This is a genomic window from Rhizobium sp. Rhizsp42 (genome assembly GCF_047304155.1).
Lineage (GTDB): Bacteria > Pseudomonadota > Alphaproteobacteria > Rhizobiales > Rhizobiaceae > Rhizobium.
Window position 1 is genome coordinate 150,201 of the sequence record NZ_JBGLYS010000006.1, and the last position, 23,709, is coordinate 173,909.

At 62.8% G+C, this 23,709-nt stretch carries 24 protein-coding genes and 1 riboswitch; of the genes, 13 read left to right on the forward strand and 11 right to left on the reverse strand.

Annotated elements, in window-relative coordinates; all coding sequences use genetic code 11:
• Window positions 1-5 precede the first annotated feature (5 nt).
• Together speB and putA are read right to left on the reverse strand one after the other, a co-directional pair.
• The gene (speB, locus tag ACCD05_RS08860) at window positions 6-962 is read right to left on the reverse strand and encodes an agmatinase (RefSeq protein ID WP_112949985.1); all 957 of its coding nucleotides are present in this window, start codon (window positions 960-962) and stop codon (window positions 6-8) included.
• A gap of 127 nt (window positions 963-1,089) precedes the next feature.
• Window positions 1,090-4,800 (reverse strand): trifunctional transcriptional regulator/proline dehydrogenase/L-glutamate gamma-semialdehyde dehydrogenase, encoded by a 3,711-nt coding sequence (putA, locus tag ACCD05_RS08865; protein WP_413392091.1) that lies wholly within the window; start codon window positions 4,798-4,800, stop codon window positions 1,090-1,092.
• A gap of 120 nt (window positions 4,801-4,920) precedes the next feature.
• Here putA and ACCD05_RS08870 point away from each other — a divergent pair, with 120 nt between their 5' ends.
• The 5 genes from ACCD05_RS08870 (at window position 4,921) to ACCD05_RS08890 (ending at window position 8,627) form a co-directional block, all read left to right on the forward strand.
• The gene (locus ACCD05_RS08870; RefSeq protein ID WP_047504963.1) at window positions 4,921-5,391 is read left to right on the forward strand and encodes an Lrp/AsnC family transcriptional regulator; all 471 of its coding nucleotides are present in this window, start codon (window positions 4,921-4,923) and stop codon (window positions 5,389-5,391) included.
• 77 nt (window positions 5,392-5,468) lie between these two features.
• A riboswitch (TPP riboswitch) is annotated at window positions 5,469-5,564 on the forward strand.
• 48 nt (window positions 5,565-5,612) lie between these two features.
• Complete coding sequence (gene thiM / locus ACCD05_RS08875; RefSeq protein ID WP_112950011.1) at window positions 5,613-6,416, forward strand: hydroxyethylthiazole kinase; 804 nt, start codon at window positions 5,613-5,615, stop codon at window positions 6,414-6,416.
• Entirely contained in the window at window positions 6,413-7,045 is a 633-nt protein-coding gene (thiE, locus tag ACCD05_RS08880) for a thiamine phosphate synthase (RefSeq protein ID WP_112949984.1), read from the forward strand. Before thiM ends, thiE begins: the two co-directional genes overlap by 4 nt.
• Window positions 7,045-7,851 (forward strand): bifunctional hydroxymethylpyrimidine kinase/phosphomethylpyrimidine kinase, encoded by an 807-nt coding sequence (thiD, locus tag ACCD05_RS08885; RefSeq protein WP_413392092.1) that lies wholly within the window; start codon window positions 7,045-7,047, stop codon window positions 7,849-7,851. The genes thiE and thiD overlap by 1 nt, the downstream gene beginning before the upstream one ends.
• Before the next feature lie 11 nt (window positions 7,852-7,862).
• Window positions 7,863-8,627: a 3-oxoacyl-ACP reductase gene (locus tag ACCD05_RS08890; RefSeq protein ID WP_112949982.1), complete on the forward strand. Its 765-nt coding sequence runs from the start codon at window positions 7,863-7,865 to the stop codon at window positions 8,625-8,627.
• A gap of 16 nt (window positions 8,628-8,643) precedes the next feature.
• On the opposite strand, the gene ACCD05_RS08895 is transcribed toward ACCD05_RS08890, so the two are convergent.
• The 3 genes from ACCD05_RS08895 to ACCD05_RS08905 form a co-directional block, all read right to left on the reverse strand.
• Window positions 8,644-9,492 (reverse strand): carbohydrate ABC transporter permease, encoded by an 849-nt coding sequence (locus tag ACCD05_RS08895; protein ID WP_112949981.1) that lies wholly within the window; start codon window positions 9,490-9,492, stop codon window positions 8,644-8,646.
• Window positions 9,485-10,426: a carbohydrate ABC transporter permease gene (locus ACCD05_RS08900; RefSeq protein ID WP_112818798.1), complete on the reverse strand. Its 942-nt coding sequence runs from the start codon at window positions 10,424-10,426 to the stop codon at window positions 9,485-9,487. The genes ACCD05_RS08895 and ACCD05_RS08900 overlap by 8 nt, the downstream gene beginning before the upstream one ends.
• Before the next feature lie 66 nt (window positions 10,427-10,492).
• On the reverse strand, window positions 10,493-11,803 hold the full coding sequence (locus ACCD05_RS08905; protein ID WP_112949980.1) for an extracellular solute-binding protein: 1,311 nt from the start codon (window positions 11,801-11,803) through the stop codon (window positions 10,493-10,495).
• A gap of 210 nt (window positions 11,804-12,013) precedes the next feature.
• On the opposite strand from ACCD05_RS08905, the gene ACCD05_RS08910 reads away from it, so the two are divergent.
• From ACCD05_RS08910 to ACCD05_RS08930, 5 genes are all read left to right on the forward strand, one after another.
• A complete protein-coding gene (locus tag ACCD05_RS08910) occupies window positions 12,014-13,213 on the forward strand; it encodes an ROK family protein (protein ID WP_209235713.1) in 1,200 nt (399 codons plus the stop codon).
• Between the two features lie 33 nt (window positions 13,214-13,246).
• Entirely contained in the window at window positions 13,247-14,347 is a 1,101-nt protein-coding gene (locus tag ACCD05_RS08915; RefSeq protein ID WP_413392093.1) for a Gfo/Idh/MocA family protein, read from the forward strand.
• Window positions 14,348-14,366: 19 nt separating this feature from the next.
• Entirely contained in the window at window positions 14,367-15,008 is a 642-nt protein-coding gene (locus ACCD05_RS08920) for a ThuA domain-containing protein (RefSeq protein WP_413392094.1), read from the forward strand.
• A 91-nt stretch (window positions 15,009-15,099) separates the two neighbouring features.
• A complete protein-coding gene (locus ACCD05_RS08925) occupies window positions 15,100-15,387 on the forward strand; it encodes a hypothetical protein (RefSeq protein WP_413392095.1) in 288 nt (95 codons plus the stop codon).
• A 92-nt stretch (window positions 15,388-15,479) separates the two neighbouring features.
• Complete coding sequence (locus ACCD05_RS08930) at window positions 15,480-16,154, forward strand: spermidine synthase (protein WP_413392096.1); 675 nt, start codon at window positions 15,480-15,482, stop codon at window positions 16,152-16,154.
• Window positions 16,155-16,164: 10 nt separating this feature from the next.
• On the opposite strand, the gene ACCD05_RS08935 is transcribed toward ACCD05_RS08930, so the two are convergent.
• Genes ACCD05_RS08935 through ACCD05_RS08945 form a run of 3 tightly spaced genes read right to left on the reverse strand, consistent with a single transcriptional unit; the run spans window position 16,165 to window position 19,259 of the window.
• Entirely contained in the window at window positions 16,165-16,953 is a 789-nt protein-coding gene (locus ACCD05_RS08935; protein ID WP_112949975.1) for an aldolase/citrate lyase family protein, read from the reverse strand.
• A 19-nt stretch (window positions 16,954-16,972) separates the two neighbouring features.
• Window positions 16,973-17,833, reverse strand: a complete 861-nt coding sequence (locus ACCD05_RS08940) for a sugar phosphate isomerase/epimerase family protein (protein WP_413392097.1) — start codon at window positions 17,831-17,833, stop codon at window positions 16,973-16,975.
• 52 nt (window positions 17,834-17,885) lie between these two features.
• Window positions 17,886-19,259: an amidase gene (locus ACCD05_RS08945; RefSeq protein ID WP_112435409.1), complete on the reverse strand. Its 1,374-nt coding sequence runs from the start codon at window positions 19,257-19,259 to the stop codon at window positions 17,886-17,888.
• A 223-nt stretch (window positions 19,260-19,482) separates the two neighbouring features.
• On the opposite strand from ACCD05_RS08945, the gene ACCD05_RS08950 reads away from it, so the two are divergent.
• Complete coding sequence (locus ACCD05_RS08950) at window positions 19,483-19,794, forward strand: hypothetical protein (protein WP_018896541.1); 312 nt, start codon at window positions 19,483-19,485, stop codon at window positions 19,792-19,794.
• Between the two features lie 76 nt (window positions 19,795-19,870).
• Complete coding sequence (locus tag ACCD05_RS08955; RefSeq protein WP_112435410.1) at window positions 19,871-20,308, forward strand: DUF1810 domain-containing protein; 438 nt, start codon at window positions 19,871-19,873, stop codon at window positions 20,306-20,308.
• Window positions 20,309-20,314: 6 nt separating this feature from the next.
• Here ACCD05_RS08955 and ACCD05_RS08960 read toward each other — a convergent pair whose 3' ends face one another.
• Together ACCD05_RS08960 and ACCD05_RS08965 are read right to left on the reverse strand one after the other, a co-directional pair.
• Window positions 20,315-20,503 (reverse strand): hypothetical protein, encoded by a 189-nt coding sequence (locus tag ACCD05_RS08960; RefSeq protein WP_112435442.1) that lies wholly within the window; start codon window positions 20,501-20,503, stop codon window positions 20,315-20,317.
• 78 nt (window positions 20,504-20,581) lie between these two features.
• The gene (locus ACCD05_RS08965; protein ID WP_112435411.1) at window positions 20,582-21,205 is read right to left on the reverse strand and encodes a TetR/AcrR family transcriptional regulator; all 624 of its coding nucleotides are present in this window, start codon (window positions 21,203-21,205) and stop codon (window positions 20,582-20,584) included.
• 131 nt (window positions 21,206-21,336) lie between these two features.
• Between ACCD05_RS08965 and ACCD05_RS08970 the strand changes: the two genes are divergently transcribed.
• Window positions 21,337-21,546: a hypothetical protein gene (locus tag ACCD05_RS08970; RefSeq protein WP_112435412.1), complete on the forward strand. Its 210-nt coding sequence runs from the start codon at window positions 21,337-21,339 to the stop codon at window positions 21,544-21,546.
• A 149-nt stretch (window positions 21,547-21,695) separates the two neighbouring features.
• Here ACCD05_RS08970 and ACCD05_RS08975 read toward each other — a convergent pair whose 3' ends face one another.
• Entirely contained in the window at window positions 21,696-23,642 is a 1,947-nt protein-coding gene (locus tag ACCD05_RS08975) for a methyl-accepting chemotaxis protein (RefSeq protein WP_112949973.1), read from the reverse strand.
• Between the last annotated feature and the right edge of the window lie 67 nt (window positions 23,643-23,709).

Sequence of the window (23,709 nt, forward strand, 5' to 3'; positions counted from 1 at the left end):
AGCCACTAGCGATTATCGGCCACGTGTTTGGCGATGACGCATAGGAGTTCGAACATCATCGTCGCCCCTGCCAGTGCGGTGATGCCGCCGACATCGAATGGTGGCGCGACCTCGACGACATCGGCGCCGACAATGTCGACGCCGGCAAGCAGCCGGATCATCTGCTGCGCTTCGCGCGTCGTAAAGCCGCCCACTTCGGGCGTTCCGGTTCCCGGCGCCATCGATGGATCAATGCTGTCGATATCGAAGGTGACATAGGTAGGCTGATCGCCGACAATCCGGCGCGCTTCCGCCATCACGTCCTTCGAGCCACGCTCGACGAATTCCTCCATGTAGATCACCCGCACGCCCTGCGCTCTCGCCCAATCATGCTCCGAGGGATGGTAGACCGAACCTCGAATACCGACTTGGACGATCCGCTTCGGGTCCAGCAAGCCTTCCTCGATCGCGCGACGGAAAGGCGTGCCGTGGGTATAGGGGTTGTCGCCGAAGTAGGTGTCGTTGGTGTCGGAGTGGGCGTCGAAATGGATGAGCCCGACCGGCCGCGCCTTGGCGACAGCGCGCAACACCGGCAGCGTGGTCAGGTGGTCGCCGCCGACCGAAAGCGGAATGGCGCCGGCGGCCACGATCTCGGCGATCCCGGCCTCGATGCGGCTCAGACCATCCATCAGGTTGATGGGATTGACCGAGAGGTCGCCGACATCGGCGATATTGGCGATGCTGTATGGCTCGGTGCCGGAGACATGATGCACCCGGCGCATCAGGCTCGATTGGCTGCGCACCTCCCTCGGCCCGTGTCGCGCGCCGGCGCGGTTGGTCGTGCCGCCGTCCCAGGGAATGCCGACGAGCGCGATGTCCAGACCCTTGGCCGTCTCGGCGGTCGGCAGGCGCATGAAGGTCGCCTGGCCTGCGAAACGAGGAACTTCGGCTGCATCGATGGGCTGGTTGTATGATCCGGTCATTGGTCGATCCTATTGGTGCTTCGCTCCATTGGTAGGAACGTCGAACGGGAATGTCACGCTGTTTCGGATCAACGCGCACAAGCAATACGTCACGCCAAACCGCGTGACGTATTTCAGCCGATGAGGATCAGCCGATCGACATAAGGCTCGCATTGCCGCCGGCGGCAGCGGTGTTGATCGAGGTGGCAACTTCTTCCAGCAGCCAGTTGAGGCAATAGGCCTCCAGATTGCGTTCCAATTCGGCCGTCGAGGCAGCCTGCGTCAGGAGCAGCGGGCCGGACATGGCCGCGATTTCCTGCTGCATCGAGGCAATGCGCGCGCTGTCGCCCTCGATCAGGGCACCCGAGAGAATTTCGCCCGTGCTCCTACCGTTACCAAAGGCGATCCGCTGGGAAACGCTGACGGGAAGGTCCTTCAGGTTGCTGCGAAGGCTGTCGCTGCATTCGATGAATGCCTTGTTGCCTGTTGCCAGGACCGAGGAGATCTGCCGATGCAGGCCGACTTCCGACACCGGCGCGCAGAAGATGGTGCCGCGTGCGTGCAGCGCGTAGATGTTGCGCTCGCCGACAGGACCGGTGAGCTCGCTCTCCAGACCAAGCGCCGATTGGCCGCCGAGGTTGCGGGCCATTTCGGCCTCGTCATGCAGTTCGCGCTCATCGAGCCATTTGGCGAAATCCGACAGCGCCGGATCGCTATAGACCGAGCTGTGCTGCGGCGGGATCGGCGGTGTCTTGACCAGGCGCCCAAGATAGAGCGGTCCGCCGGCTTTGGGGCCGGTGCCCGAAAGCCCGCGCCCGCCAAAAGGCTGGACACCGACCACGGCGCCGATGACGTTGCGGTTGACGTAGACATTGCCGACCTCGATGCGGGAGGTTACGCGGGCGATGGTTTCGTCGAGACGCGTGTGCAGGCCGAAAGTCAGGCCATAGCCGGTGGCGTTGATCTCATCGACGAGACGGTCCAGATCCTGGCGGCGCCAGCGGATGACATGCAGCACCGGCCCGAACACTTCGCGCTTGAGTTCGGCGATGTTATTGAGCTCCACGATCGTCGGAGCGACGAAGGTGCCATGCTGCGTCTCTGTCGGCAGTTCGATGCGTTCGACCTTGCGGCCAAGCGCCTGCATCGACTTCACGTGGGTCTCGATGATCGCCTTCGCATCGGCGGTGATGACGGGGCCAATATCGGCGGAGAGGCGATTGGTGTTGGCGATCGTCAGCTCGCGGAGCGCGCCCTTCAGCATCGTTAGCGTGCGATCGGCGACGTCGTCCTGCAGGCAAAGAATGCGCAGCGCCGAGCAGCGCTGGCCGGCGCTGTCGAAGGCGGATGCGATGACATCGCCCACGACCTGTTCTGCAAGCGCCGAGGAATCGACGATCATCGCGTTCTGGCCGCCGGTTTCCGCGATGAGCGGGATCGGCTTGCCGTCGGCGGAGAGACGCTTGGCGAGTTCGGCCTGGATCAGCCGGGCAACCTCGGTCGAGCCGGTGAACATCACGGCCGCCGTCTCCGGCGCGGCGACAAGCGCCGCACCGACGCTACCTTCGCCCGGAACCAGCTGCACGACATCCTTCGGAATGCCCGCTTCATGGAAAATCCTGATGGCCTCGGCGGCGATCAGCGGCGTTTCCTCGGCGGGCTTTGCCAACACGGGATTACCGGCGACGAGCGCGGCCGCGACCTGACCGCTGAAGATCGCCAGCGGGAAGTTCCAGGGGCTGATGCAGACGACAGGGCCCAGTGGCGCGTGGGACGGCCCCAGCGTACGGCGTGCCTGTTCGGCGTAGTAGCGCAGGAAGTCGATCGCCTCGCGCACTTCGGCGATGGCGTTCTGCACCGACTTGCCGGCCTCGCGGATGATGAGGCCGAGCAGCGTCTCCATGCGCGTCTGTATGATATCCGCCGCGCTGTCGAGCAAAGCTGCGCGGTCGGCGGGCGAGACGCCGGCCCAGGATGCCGCCGCCGCTTGTGCCGCCTGCATTGCTGCCGCGACTTCGGATGGTGTTGCCTCACGAACCTGGCCTACCGCGTCCCTGTGATCGGCGGGGTTGAGCACGTCGCGCGCGCCGTTGATGTCGGTCGCCTGGCTTGGCAGGGCGCGCCAGCCCTTCGTGGCGCTTTCGCCCAGCAGACGGGAGAGATGATCGAGCACCGTTTCGCTGGAGAGATCGAGGCCAGCGGAGTTGACGCGGGTTCCGTAGAGTTCGCAAGGGAGCGAGATCTTGTCGTGCTTCTGCCCGACGATCGGCATCCTCGAGACGATCTCGGCAGGGTCGGCGATCAGTTCTTCGATGGAAACGTTTGGATCGGCGATCCGGTTGACGAAGGAGGAGTTGGCGCCGTTCTCCAGCAGGCGACGCACGAGGTAGGCAAGCAGCGTTTCGTGCGTGCCGACGGGGGCGTAGATGCGGCAGGGACGGTTCAGGTTCTGTCGGCCGACGACCTCGTCGTAAAGCGGCTCGCCCATGCCATGGAGGCACTGGAACTCGTACTTGCCGACATAATAATCCGATCCCGCCATCTGGTAGATGGTCGCCAGTGTCTGGGCGTTGTGGGTTGCGAACTGCGGGAAGACGGCGTCCGTCGCCGCCAGAAGCTTCCTGGCGCAGGCGATGTAGGAGACGTCGGTGTAGATCTTGCGCGTGAAAACAGGGAAGTCCGCGAGGCCGTCGACCTGCGCGCGCTTGATTTCCGCATCCCAGTAAGCGCCTTTGACGAGGCGCACCATGATGCGGCGACCGGCACGACGCGCGAGGTCGATGATGAAATCGAGCACGAAGGGGCAGCGCTTGCCATAGGCCTGGACAACGAAGCCCATGCCGTTCCAGCCCTCCAGATCGGGGTCGAGGCAGAGCGCTTCCAGAAGGTCGAGCGACAGTTCGAGCCGGTCGGCCTCCTCGGCGTCGATGTTGAGGCCGATGTCGTAGGACTTGGCGATCAGCGCCAGCGCCTTCACCTTCGGCAGCAATTCGTCCATGACGCGGGCGCTCTGCGCGCGCGCGTAGCGCGGATGCAGCGCCGAAAGCTTGATCGAGATACCAGGACCTTCGTAGATGCCGCGCCGATCAGACGCCTTGCCGATGGCGTGGATCGCGGTCTCGTAGTCCTTGTAGTAACGCTTCGCGTCGGCGCCCGTCGTCGCGGCTTCGCCCAGCATGTCATAGGAATAGCGGAAGCCGCGCTGCTCGAGCGGCTTGGCACGCTGCAGCGCCTCGTCGATGGTCTCGCCGGTGACGAACTGCTCGCCCATCATCCGCATCGCCATGTCGACACCCCGGCGGATCACCGGTTCACCGCAGCGGGCGATCAATCGGGTCAGCGCGGCCGAAAGGCTGCGGTCGGCAACCGTCGACGTCAGCTTGCCGGTGACGACAAGACCCCACGTCGCGGCATTGACGAAGAGCGAGCGACCGCCGCCGAGATGTGCCTTCCAGTCGCCCTCGGAAATCTTGTCGCGGATAAGGGCGTCGCGTGTTGCCGTGTCGGGAATGCGCAGCAGCGCCTCGGCCAGACACATCAGCGCGATGCCCTCCTGGCTGGAGAGCGAGTATTCGTGCACCAGTCCCTCGACGCCGGTTCCCTTGTGTTTGGCGCGCAGCGCCTCGATCAGCTTGCGGGCGGTATCGGCGGCGGCTTTCCTGACGTGATCGGGAAGGGCGGCAGCTTCAACCAGGCGTGGCACGCAGATCGTCTCCGGCGTGCGGTAGGCAGCCGTGATGGCGCGGCGCAGATCGCTCTGTTCTCGGATCGGAGGGGCAAATCCATCAAAGGGATTTGCAGAGCCGTTTGCCTGCTCTACTGTGACTTCGACTGCTGCCGCGTCGGTGGTGATTGCCATGCTGGGCTCCTGGTCCGCTGATGTTGCGAAGCTAGCAGATTTCAAAAAGTCAATTTCACTTGATTTTGAGCGTTCTAGTCTTTAGTTCGCTATTCAATATTCAAATTGAAGGGAATTATTGTGGCTGGTGCGGGAAATATAAGGGAAATCGACCAATTTGATCAACGCATACTTGAGGCGCTCGTCGCTGATGGACGGATGTCGGTGACCGACCTCGCCAAACGCGTGGGCCTGTCCAACACGCCCTGCCAGGTCAGGCTCAAGCGGCTGATCGAGGATGGCTACATTCTCGGCTTCCGCGCCATCATCGACGTCAACAAGCTCGGCCGCAACCATGTGGCGTTTACCGAGGTGAAACTCTCCGACACCAGAGAGAATGCGCTGAATGCTTTCAACGTCGCGGTTCGCAAGCTGCAGGAAGTCGAGGAGTGCCACATGATCGCCGGCGCATTCGATTATCTCCTGAAGATACGCACGTCCGATATCGCCAATTATCGCCTCGTTCTGGGCGAGAAGATCTCCAGCCTGCCCTTCGTCGCCAACACATCGACCTTCGTTGCCATGGAAGCGATCAAGGAGAACGGCGCCTGATCGGCGGTCAATTGCGGGCTCCGGGCTCCTGTCATTTTGCGCGTGACAGCGGTCGGCTTCTCTGACAGAACAGACCCATTGAGAGACAGGGGCGTTTGCCGACGGCAGACTGAGAAGTACCCTTTGAACCTGAACCAGATAATGCTGGCGGAGGGAGTCGCTCGGACCCTTCGGCATTGCTATCAGGGTCCCCGCGTCTTGCCCCGCCCGAAAGGGGCATGATGAAAGACGACAGATCTCCCGGTTCGATGCTTGATGCCATGCGCGCGCAAAAGCCGCTCGTCCAGTGCATCACCAATTTCGTTGCGATGAACATCGCCGCCAACGTGCTGCTGGCAGCCGGCGCTTCGCCAGCCATGGTGCATGCCGAAGAGGAGGCCGGCGAGTTCGCGGCCATCTCCGGCGCGCTGACTGTTAACATCGGCACGCTCTCGCCGAGCTGGATGAACGGCATGCGCGCCGCCGCCGCATCGGCGAATGCCAGCGCTAGGCCATGGGTTCTCGACCCCGTCGCCCATTATGCGACTGCCTTTCGCAGGCAGGCCGTCGCGGATTTGCTGGCGCTTCGCCCGACCATCATTCGCTGCAACGCGTCCGAGATCATCGCGCTCGCGGGCGGCGAAAGCCGGGGGCAGGGCGTCGACAGCCGTGACCCCGTGGAGCAGGCAGAGGCTGCAGCCAGCCATATCGCAAACAAGCATCAGGCCGTGGTCGCGGTAACGGGCGAGGTCGACTTTGTCACCGATGGCGCGCGCGCCTGCCGCATCGAGGGCGGCTCATCGCTGATGCCGCAGGTGACGGCGCTCGGTTGCTCGCTGACATGCCTCGTCGGCGCCTTCGCCGCCACAAGGCCCGATGCGCCGTTCGAAGCGACGATATCGGCACTCGCCATGTTCGCCGTCGCCGGCGAAGAGGCGGCGCGCGGCGCGGAGGGCCCGGGGTCATTTTCCTGGCGGTTCCTCGACGCCCTCGCTGCGATAGATGGCGCTGCTATCGACAACAATGCGCGGGTGCGAATGCTATGAGGACGATCGATCTCTCGCTCTATCTCGTCCTCGATCCCGAGCTCTGTGCCGGCATCGGCATGGTCGAAACCGCAAGGCGTGCTGTCGCCGGTGGCGCGACGGTTGTGCAGCTCCGCGACAAGCACGCCTCCACGGCGCGCATGATCGAGACCGGCCGTGCTCTGAAGGAAGCGCTTGCCGGGACGGGCGCGCTGTTTGTCATCAACGATGACGTCGAGGCGGCTGTCGCGATCGGTGCCGATGGGCTGCATGTCGGCCAGGACGATATGGTCGTGCGCGCCGCGCGCGAGCGGGTCGGGCGCGACATGATCCTCGGCCTGTCGGTGGAAACAGAGGCGTTGGCGAGGGCCGTCGATCCAGCGTTGGTCGACTATGCCGGCATCGGGCCGGTCTTCGCGACGCCGACCAAGCCGGACCACAAGCAGCCTATCGGATTCGACGGCCTTGCACGTCTCGTCGCCGCCTGCCCGGTTCCCTCCGTTGCAATCGGCGGGCTGAAGCTGGCGCATGTCAGCGGTGTTTTTACCGCCGGCGCTGATGGGATCGCCGTCGTCTCCGCAATTTGCGGCACGGCCGATCTTCGCGCCGCCGCCCGCGAGCTTTCAGAGGCTATTCAAGGGAGATCATGATGATCCGCAACGTTCTCTCCATCGCCGGATCCGACCCATCGGGCGGCGCCGGCATCCAGGCAGACCTCAAGGCGTTTGCCGCGCGTGGCGTCTATGGCATGGCGGCGCTCACGGCGTTGACTGCGCAGAACACGCAGGGCGTATCCGGCGTTCACCTTGTCCCGCCAGGCTTCGTGGCGGATCAGATCAGGGCCGTGTTCGCGGATGTCCGTGTCGATGCCGTGAAGATCGGCATGATCGCCAATGCCGAAATCGCCGATGCCGTCGCCGACGTTCTCAGGCTTCATCGCGGCATCCCGATCGTGCTCGATCCCATCATGGTGGCCAAGGGTGGGGCGAAGCTTCTCGATCCCGACGCGGTAGATGTGTTGCTGCGCCAGCTGCTGCCGCTTGCGACGCTGCTGACGCCCAATCTGCCTGAGGCAGCCGCGTTGCTGCGCACCGATCTGGTCGAGAGTCGCCGGGAGATGGGCGAGCAGGCCGAAGCGCTGCTTGCTTTGGGGGCCACTGCCGTGCTCGTCAAAGGCGGCCATCTTGAGGGCGACCAGAGCCCCGATGTGCTGGCAACGGAAGACGGCCTCGCCTGGTTCGAGGCCGCCAGGATCCCGACCGTAAACACCCACGGCACTGGCTGCACGCTGTCGAGCGCGCTGGCGGCCGAGCTCGCCAAGGGCACGACGCTGCCACAGGCAGTGGCCGCCGCAAAAAGCTATCTCGCCGGCGCGGTGGCTGCGGCCGACACGCTCGACGTCGGCTCGGGACATGGCCCGGTCCAGCACTTTCACGAACTTTGGACGACAGCGTAAGGAGACGCGAAATGACATTGCCGATCAGTGAGCAGACGGTGATCGTAACCGGCGCCGCGCGCGGGCTCGGGGCGGCGATCGCAAGCGCTTTCGCCCGCGAGGGCGCCAAGGTGGCGATCAACTATCGCAACAGTCGCGAGCAGGCCGAGGCGCTGGCGAAAAGCCTCGGCGAGCGGGCGCATGCGTTTCAGGCCGACATCCGCGACGGCGCGACGGTGAGCGAACTCGTGGCCGACGTCACGCGCAGACTGGGGCCGCCGACCACGGTGGTGCACAATGCGCTTGCCGATTTCAGCTTCAACGGCGATGCACGCCCGAAACTCTGCGAGCTCCGCTGGGAAGAAATGACCGCGCAACTCGATACGGCGGTGAAGGGCGCTTTGAACCTCATGCAGGCGACGCGCCCGGCCATGGCTGCGGCCGGTTTCGGGCGGATCGTGACGATCGGGACCAATCTCTTCCAGAACCCGGTCGTGCCCTATCACGACTATACGGCGGCGAAGGGTGCGCTGTTGTCGCTGACCCGCACCGCGGCGGCCGAGCTTGGGCCCGAGGGGATCACCGTGAACATGGTCTCCGGCGGATTGCTGCGCACCACAGATGCCAGCGCCGGGACGCCCGAGGCGGTGTTCGATCTCATCGCTGGCAGCACGCCGTTGCGCCGCGTGACGACGCCGGAGGAAGCCGCCGACGCCGTGCTGTTCTTTGCCAGCCCGTGGGCGCGGGCGGTTACCGGCCAGAACCTGATCGTCGACGGCGGCCTTGTTTTTGGCTGATGTCTTCAGCTGAACGTCACGACTTGACCGCGCCTGCGGTCAAGCCGGCGATGATGTGCTTCTGCGCCAGGAAGAAGACGATGACGGTCGGCATGATTGTTAGCGTGATGAAGGCGAGCACCAGCTGCCAGGCGGTGCCGAATTCGCCGCGATAGACCATGATGCCAAGCGGCCAGGGGTACATCTTCTCCGAGTTCAACATGATCAGCGGCAGGATGTAGCTGTTCCAGCTGCCGACGAAGGAGATGATGCTGACCGTCGCGATGATCGGCCGCGAGAGCGGCAGGCAGATATGCCAGAAGAAGCGCATGTAGCCGCAGCCATCGACCACCGCCGCCTGGAACAATTCTTCCGGAAGGTTGCGAAAATAATTCCGGAACAGGAGTATGCTCATGCCGAGCCCGAAGGCCACCTGCGGCAGCACCACGCCCCAATATGTGTTGAGCAGCCCGAGATCGCGGATGCGGATGAAAAGCGGCAGGATGGCGGTTGCTGCCGGAAACATCAGCCCGATCAGGAAGTAGCTCAGCAGGAAGTCGGCGCCGAAGAAGCGGACATGCGCGAAGGTGAAGGCGGCCATGGCCGATACCGATACGGTGAGGAAGACGGTCAGCGCGGCGATAAGCAGCGAATTGACCATCTGCCGCCAGTAGCGATCGCCGAACAGGATATCGGTGTAGTTTTCGACATGCCATTCCACCGGCAGGCCGAAGGGATTGGTGCGCAGGTCGCCCAGATCCTTGAAGCCGCCAAGCGCTGTGGTGACCAGCGGGATCAGGACGATGGCCGAGATGATGACCAGCGACGTGTAGAGATAGGCTTTGGTGCCGGCGTTGAGCCGATCGGATGAAACGACGTCAGTCATGGCGCATGAATATCCGTTTGTAGCTGAAGGCGAGCGTGACGCAGATCAGGAAGAGCACGACGCCGACCGCACTTCCGAGCCCGACCTGCATGCGGGCGACGCCGAAATTGAACAGGAAGGTCACCATCGTCTGCGTGGCATTGAACGGACCGCCGCCCGTCAGAGGCATGATGAGGTCGAACAGCTGCAGCGAGCCGACGACGGCGAAGAAGACGGACAGGCGAACGGTCGATCCAAGCAGCGGCAGGGTGATGTAGCGGAACCGCTGCCAACCGCTGGCGCCATCGATCTCGGCTGCCTCCAGCACGCTCTTGTCGAGCGATTGCAGTCCGGCGATGAACAGCATCATGTGGAAGCCGAAGTATTTCCAGACGATGACGCCGAGCACCGCGTACATCGCAAGATCCTTGTCGGCCAGCACATAGGGCGTCTCGACACCGAGCAGATGAGCGATCGAGGCGAAGAGCCCGTAGTCGCCGTCGTAGACGAAGCGCCAGATCAGGCCGGCCGCGACATCGGCGAGCACGTAGGGCAGGAAAAAAATCAGACGGAAGACAACCACGCCGGCGATGCGGTGCGCCAGCATCATCGCCAGCCAGATGGCGAGCGGAATCTGGATCGCGATCGAGATCACCATGATCATCGCGTTGTTCTTCAGCGCGGTGAGGAAGGCGCCGTTCTTGAACAGGAGTTCGAAGTTGCGCATGCCGACATATTGCGTCGGCAGGCCATAGCCGTCCCACTTGTAAAGGCTGTACCAGGCAGCCTCGCCCATCGGCAGGATCACGAAGATCGAGAACAACAGAAGCGCCGGCGGCAGGAAGAGCAGCAGCACGGGCAGGCGGCCAGCAACGGCGGGATGTTTGCGCCGGGCGGACTGGGTAGCCGGTATGCGCGCGGGTCTGATTGCGGTGGCGGCGCTGACATTGGCCATGGGGACCTCACATTCCAGACATCAAATGGCGGCGCGAGAGTATGTCCCGCGCCGCGATGGTCTTGATCAGAACTGATCCTGCTCGAAGGCATCCTGGATCTGCTGTGCGCCATCGGCAGGCGTCATCTGTCCGGAGACGATGGCGACCGAGACGTCGTTGACGACGCGGCCGATCGAGGGGCCGAGATCCTGGTCGAAGAAGTTCTGGTGCCATGTGGAATGCGCCAGCTGTTCGGCCGATTCATGCAGCAGCGGGTCGGTCACGCCATCCTCGGCGCCGACCGCGACCGGGATGATCATGCCGGCCTTGGCCATGGTCCGCTCGTTTTCGGCATTGGTGAGATAGGCGAGGAAGTCCAGCGTTTCCGGCGGCGCCTTCTTGGTGACGGCCCAGCCGTTCAGGCCGCCCAGCGTGTCGGTGACGGCGCCGGCGCCGCCTGTGACGGCCGGGAAGGCGAAGCGGCCGATATTGTCGGGGTTCAGGCCCTTCTTGTCACCGGCATTGGTGCGCTGGTTGGCCTCGGTGTTCTGGAAGCCGAGGATCATCGCCGCCTTGCCGTCGCCAAAGACGCCGAGTGTCTGCGGCCATGTGGCGCCGAGGTAACCTGGCTGGAAGGGCTCGAGCTTGCCGAGTTCGGCGAGCTGTTCGCCGGCCTTGATCATCGCCGGATCGTTGAAGCCTTCGCCCTGGCCATTCTTGGCCGCATCGAAGACTGTCTGGCCGCCGTTGCGCATCACCAGATAGCTCCAGTAGAAGTGGATCGGCCACTTCTCGCCGCCGCCGCCTGCGATCGGCACGATGCCGGCGTCCTTGATCTTCTTGACTGCGGCCAGATAGTCGTCCCAGGTCTTGATCGTGGTCGCATCGACGCCGGCCTTGGCGAACAATTCCTTGTTGTAGAAGAAGGATACGGTGCCGACGGCATAGGGGACAGCGCCGATCTTGCCGTCATAGCTGAGGCCCTTGACGGAAGCCGGGTTGTAGGTCTTCACCCACGCGCCATCCTTGGCGTTCATCGCCTCGCTGAGATCGAGCAGGGCGCCTGTCGCCAGCTGCTGTTTCAGAACGCCGCCGCCCCAGCTGTAGAATAGATCAGGCGCATCGCTGGACTGCAGAAGCGTCGGCAGCTTCGCCTTGAAGGCCTCGTTTTCGAGGAACTGCATCTCCACCTTCGTGCCCGGATGCTCTGCTTCGTAATTCTTGACGATCTGCTGCCATACGCCGAGATAGGTCGGGTCGATTTCGAGATGCATCCACTTGATTGTTGTGTCGGCAGCGGCTGTGCCGGCGGCGATCAGAAGTGCGAGCGCAGTCGCGGTCGAGCGGACAAAGGCGCGACTATTGAACAGGGCTTTCGCCCTTTGATGATTGAACATAAGGTCTCCTCCTCAAGGGAAAATCGTCCTCTACAATTTTGTCCCTTATGCGGATTAAATGATCGGCAGCTTTGCCGGAATGTCAACTCCCTTGGTCGATTTTGGCGGATTGGCCTTGACAGAGGGCTGAATCTCCACGTTATTTAATTCGCATTCCGACAAAAATACCGACCCGCTTCGGCGGTCGCCAGAAGAGCCGTGCACGAATAGATGAAGACCGCAGACCCGGAATTGATGCGCGCGATCAATCGCCTGAACGTGCTCGACACGGTTCGCCGCCATGGGCCGATCGCGCGCGTCGAGATCAGCGAGCGCACGCAGCTGTCGACCACCACGGTGTCGGCCATCACCGCCTCGCTGCTGGATGATGGGCTGATCCTGCCGCGCCACGAAGGCGATATTCGCAACGAAGCTGCAAGAGGCCGGCCACGCGTCATGCTGGAGCTCAATCCGGATGCGGCGCGTGTCGTGGGCGCCAAGATCGCGGCCAGCCGCATGGTCTTCGTCGTCACCGATTTTCGCGGCGATGTGCTCTCGAATCTCACCCTGCCGATCCGGATCGATCGCCAGCCGATCGCGGTCATCGCCGATCTGGTCGAGGATGGCGTGCGGCGCTGCGTCGTCGACGCCGGCCTGTCGCTTGAGGATGTCGATACCGTCTGCCTCAGCCTGCCGGGTGTCATAGAGCATCGGACAGGCCACATCCGCAGCAGCCCGATTTTTCGGGACGTCAATGTCGATTTCGCCGCCGAGATGACCGCGCGGCTGAACACGTCGACGATCGTCGAAAGCGACGCGCATGCCATCACGCTGGCGCATCACTGGTTCGGCAAGGCGCGCGATCTGGAAGACATGGTGCTGATCTCGCTGGAGCAGACACTGGGGCTCGGCGTGCTCCATGGTAACCAGCTGTTTCGCGGCGCCGGCGGCCTCAGCCATAATCTCGGCGATCTAGTGCTTGGCATGGGACCGCGGGGTATCGTGCGGCTGTCGAGCCAGGCGGGCGAAAGCGAAATTCTGGGCGAGCAGCCGGCGGGTGGGCGATTTGCCGAGGCGATCCGGCTCGGGCGCGGCATGGCGCATGCGCAGGCCTTGATCAAGGCAGAAGACAACGCGCTGATCAGCGCGGCGATCCGGGCGGGGGAGGCCGTCGGCGTCGCGGTTGCCAATATCGTGACCATCTTCGCGCCGCCGCGCGTGATCCTCGTGGGCTCCAGCCTGGCGCTTGGCGAACCTTTCCTAGAGAGCCTTCGAAATGCCTACGCGCTGGCCATCCCACCATCGCTCAGGGGCGTCGCGGAACTCGTCTTCGACGATTCCAGCGATGACTTCTGGGCACAGGGGGCTGCGGCCGTCGCCCTTTACGAACTTTACGAGTCGCCGTGGAACACCACGGGCCCGGCGCTCTGACGCTTTCAGAACCAAAATCTATGGGAGGAAATCATGGATAAAGTCGGCATAGGCATCATCGGATGCGGCAACATATCGGGCGCGTACCTGAAGGCCATGGCGTCTTTCCCCATTCTCGACATCAGGGGCGTGGCGGATCTCAACAGCGAGCTCGCGCAGGCAAAGGCGGCCGAGTTCAACGTGCCGGCCAGAAGCGTCGACGAACTCTTCGCCGATCCCTCGATCGAGATCATCGTCAATCTGACCATTCCCAAGGCGCACGTGGCCGTCGGTCTGCAGGCGCTTGCCGCCGGCAAACACACCTATTCGGAAAAGCCGCTTGGGATCAACTTCGCCGAAGGCAAGCAGCTGGCCGAAGCCGCCAAGGCGAAGGGCCTGCGCATCGGTGCGGCACCCGACACCTTCCTCGGCGCCGGCCACCAGACGGCGCGGGCGTTGATCGATCAGGGCGTGATCGGCCAGCCGGTGGGTGGCACGGCCACCTTCATGTGCCCCGGCCACGAGCGCTGGCACCCCAATCCCGCCTTCTACTACGAGGTTGGCGGCGGGCCGATGCTGGATATGGGGCCGTATTACATCACCGATCTCGTCAATCTGTTCGGACCTGTGGCGCAGGTGGCGGGCTTCGCGGTGACGCCGCGCAAGGAACGCGTGATCACCAGCGAGCCCCGAAACGGCGAGCATATGCCCGTACATGTGCCGACCCATGTGTCCGGCCTGATGGCCTTTGCCAACGGTGCCGTGGTGCAGATCGGCATGAGCTTCGACGTCGCGGGCCACAAGCACGTACCGCTTGAAGTCTACGGGACCGAGGGAACGTTGATCGTGCCCGATCCCAATCACTTCGGCGGTGAGGTGGAGTTGCTGCGAAAGGGCGGCTCGTTCGAGAGCCAGCCGCTGACCGCACCCTATGCCGATGGAAACTACCGATCGATCGGTGTCGCCGATCTCGCCTATGCGATCCGTCAGAACCGGCCGCATCGCGCGAACGGCAGCCTGGCGCTGCACGTGCTGGAGGTCATGGAAGCGTTCCAGACCGCATCGGACACCGGCCGCACCGTGGCGATATCAACGCAGACGGAGAGGCCGGCGCCGATCTCGGAATCCCTCGTCGACGGACGTCTGGGCAAGTAATTATTGAGGAGGAAGTTTAATGCGTGAAGCACTGATCGTTTGGGGCGGATGGAGCGGCCACGAGCCGCAGGAATGCGCCGCCATCGTCAAGGACATACTCGAGGAGGACGGCTTCAAGGTCTATGTCGAGCATACAACCGAGGCGTTCGCCGACCCTTCCGTGCACGACCTTTCGCTGGTCGTGCCGATCGTGACCATGTCTAAGATCGAGAAGGAAGAGATCAAGAACCTTGCGGCGGCGATCGAAGGCGGTGTCGGTCTGGCCGGCTATCATGGCGGTGCCGGCGACAGCTTCCGCGAATGCGTGGAATACCAGTTCATCGTCGGCGGCCAGTGGGTCGCGCATCCCGGCAATATCATCGACTACAAGGTCAATATCACCCGGCCTGACGATCCGGTCATGGAAGGCATTTCCGATTTCGACTATACGTCGGAGCAATATTACATGCATGTCGACCCCTCGAACGAGGTGCTGGCGACGACGACCTTTACCGGCGACCACGCCTATTGGATCGATGGCGTGGTGATGCCGGTTGCCTGGAAGCGGAAATACGGAAAGGGACGCGTCTTCTATTCCTCGCTCGGCCATCAGGCCAAGGAGTTTTCCGTGCCGGAAATGCGCACCATCTTGCGCCGGGGCGCCAACTGGGCGGCGCGCTGAGCTCGCGCGAAATAGGTATTAGCACGCGGTTGGAACATTACCGGCCGCGCGCTATTTCTCCATGGTATTCAAACGTGAAGGAGTTTCCAGCATGCGCAAGCTTCTCGCAGTTACCTCAATCGTCATCATGGGCTTCGCCGGCAGTGCATTCGCGCAGATGAACATGGGCATGGACAGCAGCGGCCGGTTTGACGGTTCCGCACCGCTTGGAACCGGTCCGCAGGACGAACAGTCTAGCGGCCTCTCCATTCCCCTCGATTCGCTTGAGACGGGAAGCACCGCAGACACCGCCCCGGTCCAGTGGACACGCTGCCCGCCCAATCAGCGCAATGCGGCCAACCGCAAGTCCACCAATCCGGCCTGCATCAACGGACAGTGATCTGATCAGGTGCCTGGCTTGCAGCCTCGTGTTTGCGTTTCATCGGCACGATCTTTTGTGCTAGTGGGGCGGCTCAACGCGAGGCCTAAGACATGCTGCCCTGGATACAGCTCGATTCCGCTCAAATTCCCGGCGAAGCCGGCGAACTGCGCCTGAAGCAGCGCGGCAGCGAATTCTCGATCATGCTCGGATCGAACGAGCTGATGAATAGCCGTCTCTCCGGTTCCGAAGAGGCGCTCGCGACGCTCTCCTATGACAAGCTCAAGGGCCGGCCGCGTCCGAGCATTCTGATCGGCGGTCTCGGCATGGGCTTCACGCTGCGCGCCGCGCTCGCCGTCGTGCCCAAGGACGCTAGCGTCGTCGTCGCCGAACTAGTGCCCGCCGTCGTCAACTGGGCGAGGGGGCCGATGGCGGAAGTCTTCAAGGGATGCCTCGATGACCCGCGCGTCGACATTCATCAGGGAGATGTGTCCGAACTCATTCGTTCGAGCCGGGCAAAATTCGACGCTATTCTGCTTGATGTCGATAACGGGCCGGATGGACTGACACGTCAATCGAACGATGGGCTCTACGACTTCGCCGGGCTGAAGGCCGCGCGCGAAGCCCTGCGTCCCGGTGGCGTGCTGGCCGTCTGGTCATCCGGCCCCGACGCCAGCTTCACGCGCCGCGTGCGTGACAGTGGCTTTGCCGTCGAGGCCGTCAATTCGCGCGCCAACGGAAAACGCGGCGGCGCGCGCCACGTCATCTGGCTGGCACAGAAGAAGTAACTCAGCCGGCCTAGCCTTTGCGAGCCGTGGCGATGGCGTTCGCGGCGCCGGCACGAAGCTGTTGTGTGTCCGCGCCGGCGATAACGAGATCGAAGCCCATCTTCAGCAGTTGCCCGGCGCGCTCGCCGTTGCTGCCGAAGATGCAGGCGAACTTGCCATGCGCGCGGCAACGGTCGAGCAGCTGCTTCAGCACCACATCCATTTCCGCCGTGTCGGGCGCCAGCTTGGCGCCGTTCGAGAGCGCGATGGAAAGGTCCGATGGGCCGATGAAGACGCCGTCGATGCCGTCAACGCCGAGAATGTCATCGGCGGCATCGAGCGCTGCCCGGGTCTCGATCATGGCGATCGCGACGGTCTCCATGTTCGCCGTCGCCAGATAGGTCGTGGCGGAAAGGCCGGTATGGTTCATCGCCAGCGTCGGTCCCCAGCTGCGCTCGCCGAGCGGCGGATACTTGGTCGCCTTGACTAGGGCATGTGCATCCGCAACCGAATTGATCATCGGCGCGATAATTCCGGACGCGCCGGCATCGAGCAGCCGCGAGGCCGTCGAGAAATCGCCGACGGGAATACGCGCCATCACCGGCTTGCCGGCCAGCCTGCCCTGCCCAATGCCATTGGCGGCCGACACCATGTCCCAGACGCCATGCTGCATATCGAGCACGACGGCATCAAAAGCTTCCTGCGAGAGGTGATTGACGAAGAGCGGATCGGGTATGCCGATCCAGGCCGAAATCAGACCACCGCTTTCGCCAGACCTGAGGCGTTTCGAAAAGTCGTTGATCGCAGTTGAACCAGGCATGCCAGTCTCCTTCCGCAGCTCAGCCCGTGGCGCGCTGCTCATCTTGATGGAATTGCTCGATAAAGGCCTTCTGAAGAAGGATGCCGTCCCATTCGTCGGGGAAGAACGGCGAATCGTAGATCAGCGTGTAGGGACCGGCATATCCCGCCTGTCGGCAGGCTTCCAGGCACTTGCCGTAGTCCTCGGTGTCCATGCCGGATGCGGTATAGTTTGCCTTGGCGTGGCAGATCTCGGCGCGGCGCATGATATCTGAAAGGCCGGCATATTTGTTTGGCGCTGACCAATTGCCGAGATCGCCGTTGAGGCCGACCTTGCCGGCGAGATCGTCAAGCAGCCAGTTCATTTCTCGCGGCGACGGCAGGAGATCGAACCAGTTTTCGGTGACGACACGGATACCGCTCTCCTCTGCCTGCTCCGCCAGCCATGAGAGATGTCCCGATGAACGGGCGAGGTTCTGGTCGCTCGGCTGCTGCTTTCCCGCGATGACGCGCATGTTTCTCGCGCCAAGTGCCGTCGCGATCTCGATCCAGCCGGCGATCCAGCGGATATCGCGCTCGGCCGTCTCGGGGTTGCTCGGGTCGCCATCCTCGACCAGCAAGGTCTGAAGCAGGACGCCGGACTGATCGAGGGCTGCGCGCAGCCGGCGCAGATAGTCCGCGTCGAGGCTCGGCAGATGGAAGGAGCAGATCTCCAGCCGATAGATACCGCGATCGGCAAGCTGGCGCGGAACGTCGATCAGCTCGACGCTGCCGGGGCCGTAAGACTCTTGTGGCGCCGCGCTCTTGGCCGGATCGGGGCTATAGGGATAGACCGCGCCCAGTGCGCGGTGCAGCGACCATGTGGAGACGGCGAACCGTCCGTTCTCGATATCCTCGATCATTCCATTCCTCCTCCTCGTTCCCGCCCTATCTAGGCAGCAACGCCTTGGAATTTCAAACGGAATCTCCCGTGATCACAGCTTCCGCTGAAAGGCTGGCGGCAAGCAGCGCCTCGTCGCGGCCGGCGGTTGCCGAAAGCAGCAGGCCGACCGGCATATCCGCGTCGCCGGTCCCGCAAGGGATCGACACACCACACCAGTCGAGGAAGTTGCCGAGCATGGTGTTGCGCAAGGTCTTGCCATTGGTCGCGAAAAAAAGATCGTCGTTTGCCTCCAGCGCGGCGATCGGCGGCGCGACATGGGCGACGGACGGGTAGGCAATGAGGCTATCGCCGACCATTCGGTTGACCTCCGCGATCAGCCGCTCGCGCGCTTCGACAATGGCGATGTAGTCAGGCATCGTGATCGTCTGGCCAAGGCGGGTGCGCTGCACGACACGGTGGTCCATTTGATCCGCCTCCGGCCCGGCGAGACGTTCGCGATGAAGCGCGAAGGCCTCCGCGGTCACCAGGCTTCCGTATTTGCCCATGAGGGCGAGAATCTCGTCGAAGGCCGGGATGTTCACGCGGGTGACGGAAGCACCTTCCGCGATCAGCCACTCCACGCCTTGCTCGAAGGCAGCGACGACGCCGGCCTCGGCGCCATCGAACACGACATTATCTGGAATGATCACATCCAGCTGCCGAAGCGAGCTCGGGGTGATGGTGGGCGCGGCGGTCAGGCCGCGCATGGCCGCGTCGACCCAGATCGCGTCCTGAACGGTGCGGCAAAGGGGGCCTAGCGAATCCAGGCTTTTCGCCAGCGGAAAGACTCCGCCCATAGGGTAGCGCCCGCGTGTTGCCTTGTAGCCGACGATGCCATTGAAGGCGGCGGGGATGCGGACCGATCCGCCCGTGTCGGTGCCGATCGCGACCGGAACGAGGCCTGCGGCAACGGCGGCGCCGGCGCCCGAGGAGGAGCCGCCGGGAATACGTGGCTCATCCTTGCCGCGCGGATTGTGCGGCGTGCCGTAATGTGGGTTGATGCCGAGGCCCGAGAAGGCGAATTCGCTCATGTTGGTGCAGCCAACGGCGATCATGCCGGCCTGGGCAAGCGCGGTCACGACAGCGGCGTCGTCTTCTGCGACGGGGGCGTCCCGCAGCACCTTCGAGCCGGCCGTCGTCGCGCGCCCCTTGATGTCGAACAGGTCCTTCCAGGCCACGGGAATGCCCTCAAGCAACCCACGCGACCGGCCGGCCTTCAGCCGCGTCGAGGACGCCTTGGCCTCTTCAAGCGCGCGCTCGGCCAGCAGTTCGGTGAAAATCGACTGATCTGGATGCGCCTCGATACCTTCAAGCACCGCCTCGGTAACCTCGACCGGATCGGCGGCGCCATTCTGGATGAGAACGGAAAGTTGCGCGATCGACATCGCCCCAAATGATTTCGTCATGTCAGTGTCCGTGGTCTGGATGAATACCCGACCTAAGCCGAATTTCCTCGAAGTGCCAAGCCCTTGAAGCCAGATCAAACCGATTGGTTCGATTTTATGAACACTGAGTTTGCGTATCCGGCCTTCAACCGTGGCGGTTGCCACCACATATGGGGAATGCGCGAAAGACGCCACGGGTCGAGGGATGTTGTAGGCACCTCGCGCGGATTTCAGGAGCAAGACAATGAGAGATGTAGACAGCTGGAGCGCCCCTCGCGGCGACACGGTCCATCATCATGCAACGGACGAAGAGTTGGACGGTATGGGCGAGCGCGAATACGTGGAACACATCAAGGCAACCAGCCGACCATCGGTGTCGGAGCGGTTTATGATCGTTGGAGCCCTGCTGGTTCTTGGCGCTGCGGGGTATGTCGCGCATATGAACACCTCGACGGCATCGGCTGTCGATCTCGCGCCCGTCGGGGCGATCTCGGATTCTGGCCCGTCGCTGGATTATTGCCGGGAACATAGCCCGTATCCCGACAAGTCCTGCTGAGGACTTGTCCTGAGTTCTTCCGGCTTAAACTGGAGAAACGGCGATCGTGACATAGTTCTAGTCGGGGGAGGGCATCATGTCCGGTGATATCGACTACGATCTCGATCGCTTTATCGACGCTCAAAATGGTATTTACGATCGCGCGCTTGCGGAGCTCAGGAATGGCCGCAAGCGCTCGCACTGGATGTGGTTCATCTTTCCGCAGATGGCCGGTCTCGGCACGTCGCCAATGGCCGAGAAATATGCGATCCGCTCGGCCGGCGAGGCGTCGGCTTATCTCGCCGATCCCATTCTTGGCGCCCGCCTGTTGCGCTGCGTCGACGCGGTGTTATCGATCGATGGGAAGTCCGCGCATGAAATCTTCGGCTCGCCGGATGACCACAAGCTCCGATCGTCAATGACGCTCTTCGCGGCGGTCAGCGACCACGGATCACCTTTCCACCGGGTTATAGACCAATTTTACGACGGATCGTTCGACCTTCGCACGATCGAACTGCTTGATGCCATCAGCTAGCGGGCGCTATCCTACGCGGGAATGTTCGAGCGTATCAATCTCCGCCGAGATTTCCTCGATCCTCAAGCGCAACTCACGATCAGTGCCGTCGTTGACATCCTCGTCCCCGAAGCAATCGCGCGCATCGTAGAGTTCAAGCTTGGCTTCAAGCTCCGCCCGTTTGGCATACAGGCGATGGAGATAAATGTAGTTCATCTTCTCGCTCAACCGTGTTTCCACATCTGGTTGAAAACGAGTTGCCCTCACGAAAGTTCCAAGCTTAGAGACCAGCGGTCAGGCAAACGCCGCAACAGCGGCGTTGCATGCCTTGGAGAAGTGGCCGCAACAGTTGTCCTTGCCCATCGACTGACGGGTGACGCGGGCGCCTTCGAGGAGCAGGGTCAGCGTGTCTGCCAGCAGCTGCGGTTCACGCGCGCCGGCGGCGAGACAGAGCGCCTCGAGCCTGTCGCGCTGCTCAGCCTTATGGCGTTCGATGACGCTATAGGCCGGGTGTCCTTCGCCCTTGAGCTCGATCGCGGCGTTTGCCAGATCGCAGCCGACTTGATCGCCGCAAAGGCTCTGTGTCCTGAGCTCGATCCAGGCAAGCAGCTGGGCGCGCGCATCATCCGGGTGCGTGGCTTCCAGCTCGCGCCAGATTGCCTCGGCCTTCTCGGAAGCGCGGCGCAGCGTTTCGCACACCAGCTCGTCCTTCGATCCGAAGTGGCGGTAGAGCGTCATCTTGTTGGTGAGAGCACCTTCGGCAATGGCATCGACACCGATGCCACGGATCCCGTGCTCACGAAAAAGCTCCGCCGCGGTCGAGACGATACGTTCCCGGGGAGGGATCTTTTCATCGGCGCCTGCAGGCAGAAGAGCTGTCGAAGTTTTTGATTTTTCTGCGGACAATGTCCTTGACATCCATGTGACCGATCGGTAACAAATGCATTGTTACTTACCGGTAACACCACTTTTCGCGGAAGTCAATTGCCGAGAGGGCAGCGCGGCCGAAGTGGAACACGGGCGACCGCCCACGAAAGGAGGACTGAGCCATGAGAAAGACCAGAGACGACCTGACGATATCCGAAGCCCTTCGCGACCCCCTGATCGCCATGGTGATGCGCGCCGATGGCGTGAAGCTTGAAGATTTCAAGCGGCTCCTGGAGACGGCGGCGGTAAAGCGCGAACAGCGTTCCAACCCGGTCAAGAAATTCATCGACGTCATCAAGAGCAATCCGGCCGCGATCTGCAGCTATTGCTAACGCCTTGGGCTTCCCTGCCCCCCGAAAGCCGTCGCCACATTGGCGGCGGCTTTTTTGTTTTTGGCGATCCACGCTGATGCCGGCGATCGCGCGGTGCGTCTGCATAAAAAAACGGAGCCTTTCGGGCTCCGTTCTCTAAGCGATACAGGTCAGAATTCAGACCATTCCGGCTCTTGCTTGAGCGCGGCGTTTCCGCGAAACGCGTTGGTCAACTTCTGGCCAAGCTGCCGTGCAGGCGAGGCGACGGGGCCGTGGCTGGCGGTCGTCGCCGCAGGCTTGGCAAAACTCGGGCGTCCCTGGTTCGCAACGGCGCCCCCGTCCAGCTTGAACTGCGCCATGAGCTGAGACAGCGCCATGGCTTCATGCGCGAGGCTGTGGCTGGCCGCGGTCGTTTCCTCGACCATGGCGGCATTTTTCTGGGTGCCTTCGTCCATGGTGTTCACGGCCGTGTTGATCTCCTGCAGGCCGAGTGACTGCTCGCGCGACGCTTCGGCGATCGCGTGAACATGTCGGTTGATCTCCTGCACTTCGGCGACGATCGCATCGAGAGCCTTACCGGCTTCGCCGACCAGTTCCACGCCGGACTCGACCTGCGAACCCGAGGCGGTGATCAGCGCCTTGATCTCCTTGGCGGCGCGCGCCGAACGCTGTGCCAGTTCACGGACTTCCTGAGCGACGACCGCGAAGCCCTTGCCTGCCTCACCGGCACGCGCGGCTTCCACGCCGGCATTGAGGGCGAGAAGGTTGGTCTGGAACGCGATATCGTCGATCACGCCGATGATGTTGCTGATCTCGTTCGAGGACTGCTCGATCAGGTGCATCGCGGTCACGGCGTTGCGCACGACTTCGCCGGAGCGTTCGGCTGCTTCACGCGTCTTGGCGACAAGCTGGCTGGCGTCGCTTGCGCGCCCTGCTGCATCCTTGACCGTCGTCGTGATCTGCTCGAGTGCCGCAGCGGTTTCCTCAACGGAGGCTGCCTGCTGCTCGGTACGCTTGGAAAGGTCGTCGGCGGAGGCGCGGATCTGGCTCGACCCTGCACTGATGGCGCTCGCATTGGCGCCAACCGCCTGGAGCGCGTTATTGAGCTTGGAGATCGCGGCGTTGAAGTCCTGGCGAAGCGTATCGAGGTCACCGGTGAACGGCGTGTCGATGCGGCAATTCAGATCGCCATCGGCGAGATTGCCGAGCGCGCCGCCCAGAGCTTTGACTGCTCGCTGCAGGTTGGCCGCCTCATTGGCCTTCTCCGCTTCGCGCTCAAGGCGTTCGCTCTCGCTCATCGAGCGGGTGGCTTCCGCCTGCTGCTCGATGCGCATGCGGTCGATCGCATTGGTCCGGAACACGGCAACCGCTGCAGCCATCTGGCCGATCTCGTCGCGTCGATCGAGACCGTCAACCTCTTTGCCGGTCTCGCCGGAGGCAAGCGTTTCCATGCGTTCGCGAAGCTTCGCCATCGGCGTCGTCACACCCTTCTGGGCGATGACCATGGCAAAGGCGATTGCCGCGATAACGCCAAACGTAATGCCGACAAGGGTGTAGGAGATGGTAGAGGAAACGGAAGCCGAGAGCTGGCTGCCTCCCTGTTCCAGCAGATCTGCCATTGCCTTGTTGTTGGCGCCGAACTTGGGCGACAGGCCAATGATCGTATCATCGAGCTTTGTGGAAAGCTGTTGCGTCTGCTCCGCGTTTCCGGCGGCATGCGCAGCAAGAAGCTGATCGCCGAGCGACTTCAGGCCATCGGCGCCGGTAAGCAGTTCGTCGATCGCGCTTTTGCGGCTGGGGACCAGCTCAGACACCTGCGCGAGGCGCTTGCGCGCGCCGTCGAATTCCGTGGCAAAACGCTTGGAGATATTGTCGAAAGCGGGGGAACCGGGCTGCTGCGCGACAGCGCGGCTCAGCCATGTCGTGGATGTCCAGATGCCTGCTGCCGCGCGGGCGCTGAAGGTCGCCGCTTGGCTCTCGTTCTGAAGGAAGCCGGTATACTGCTGATTGGCCGCGCTGAACTTGTCGGTGAGGTACAGCAAGCCTGCCATGGAAACGAGGCCGAGCATGGCAATAGCCATAAGGAATTTGGTTTTTATCTTCAGGTTTTTCAACATGAGGCACCTTGGAAATCGTGGTGAAATGGCATCGGGCCGCCTGCGGTCGAGGGGACCTCGATCGCAA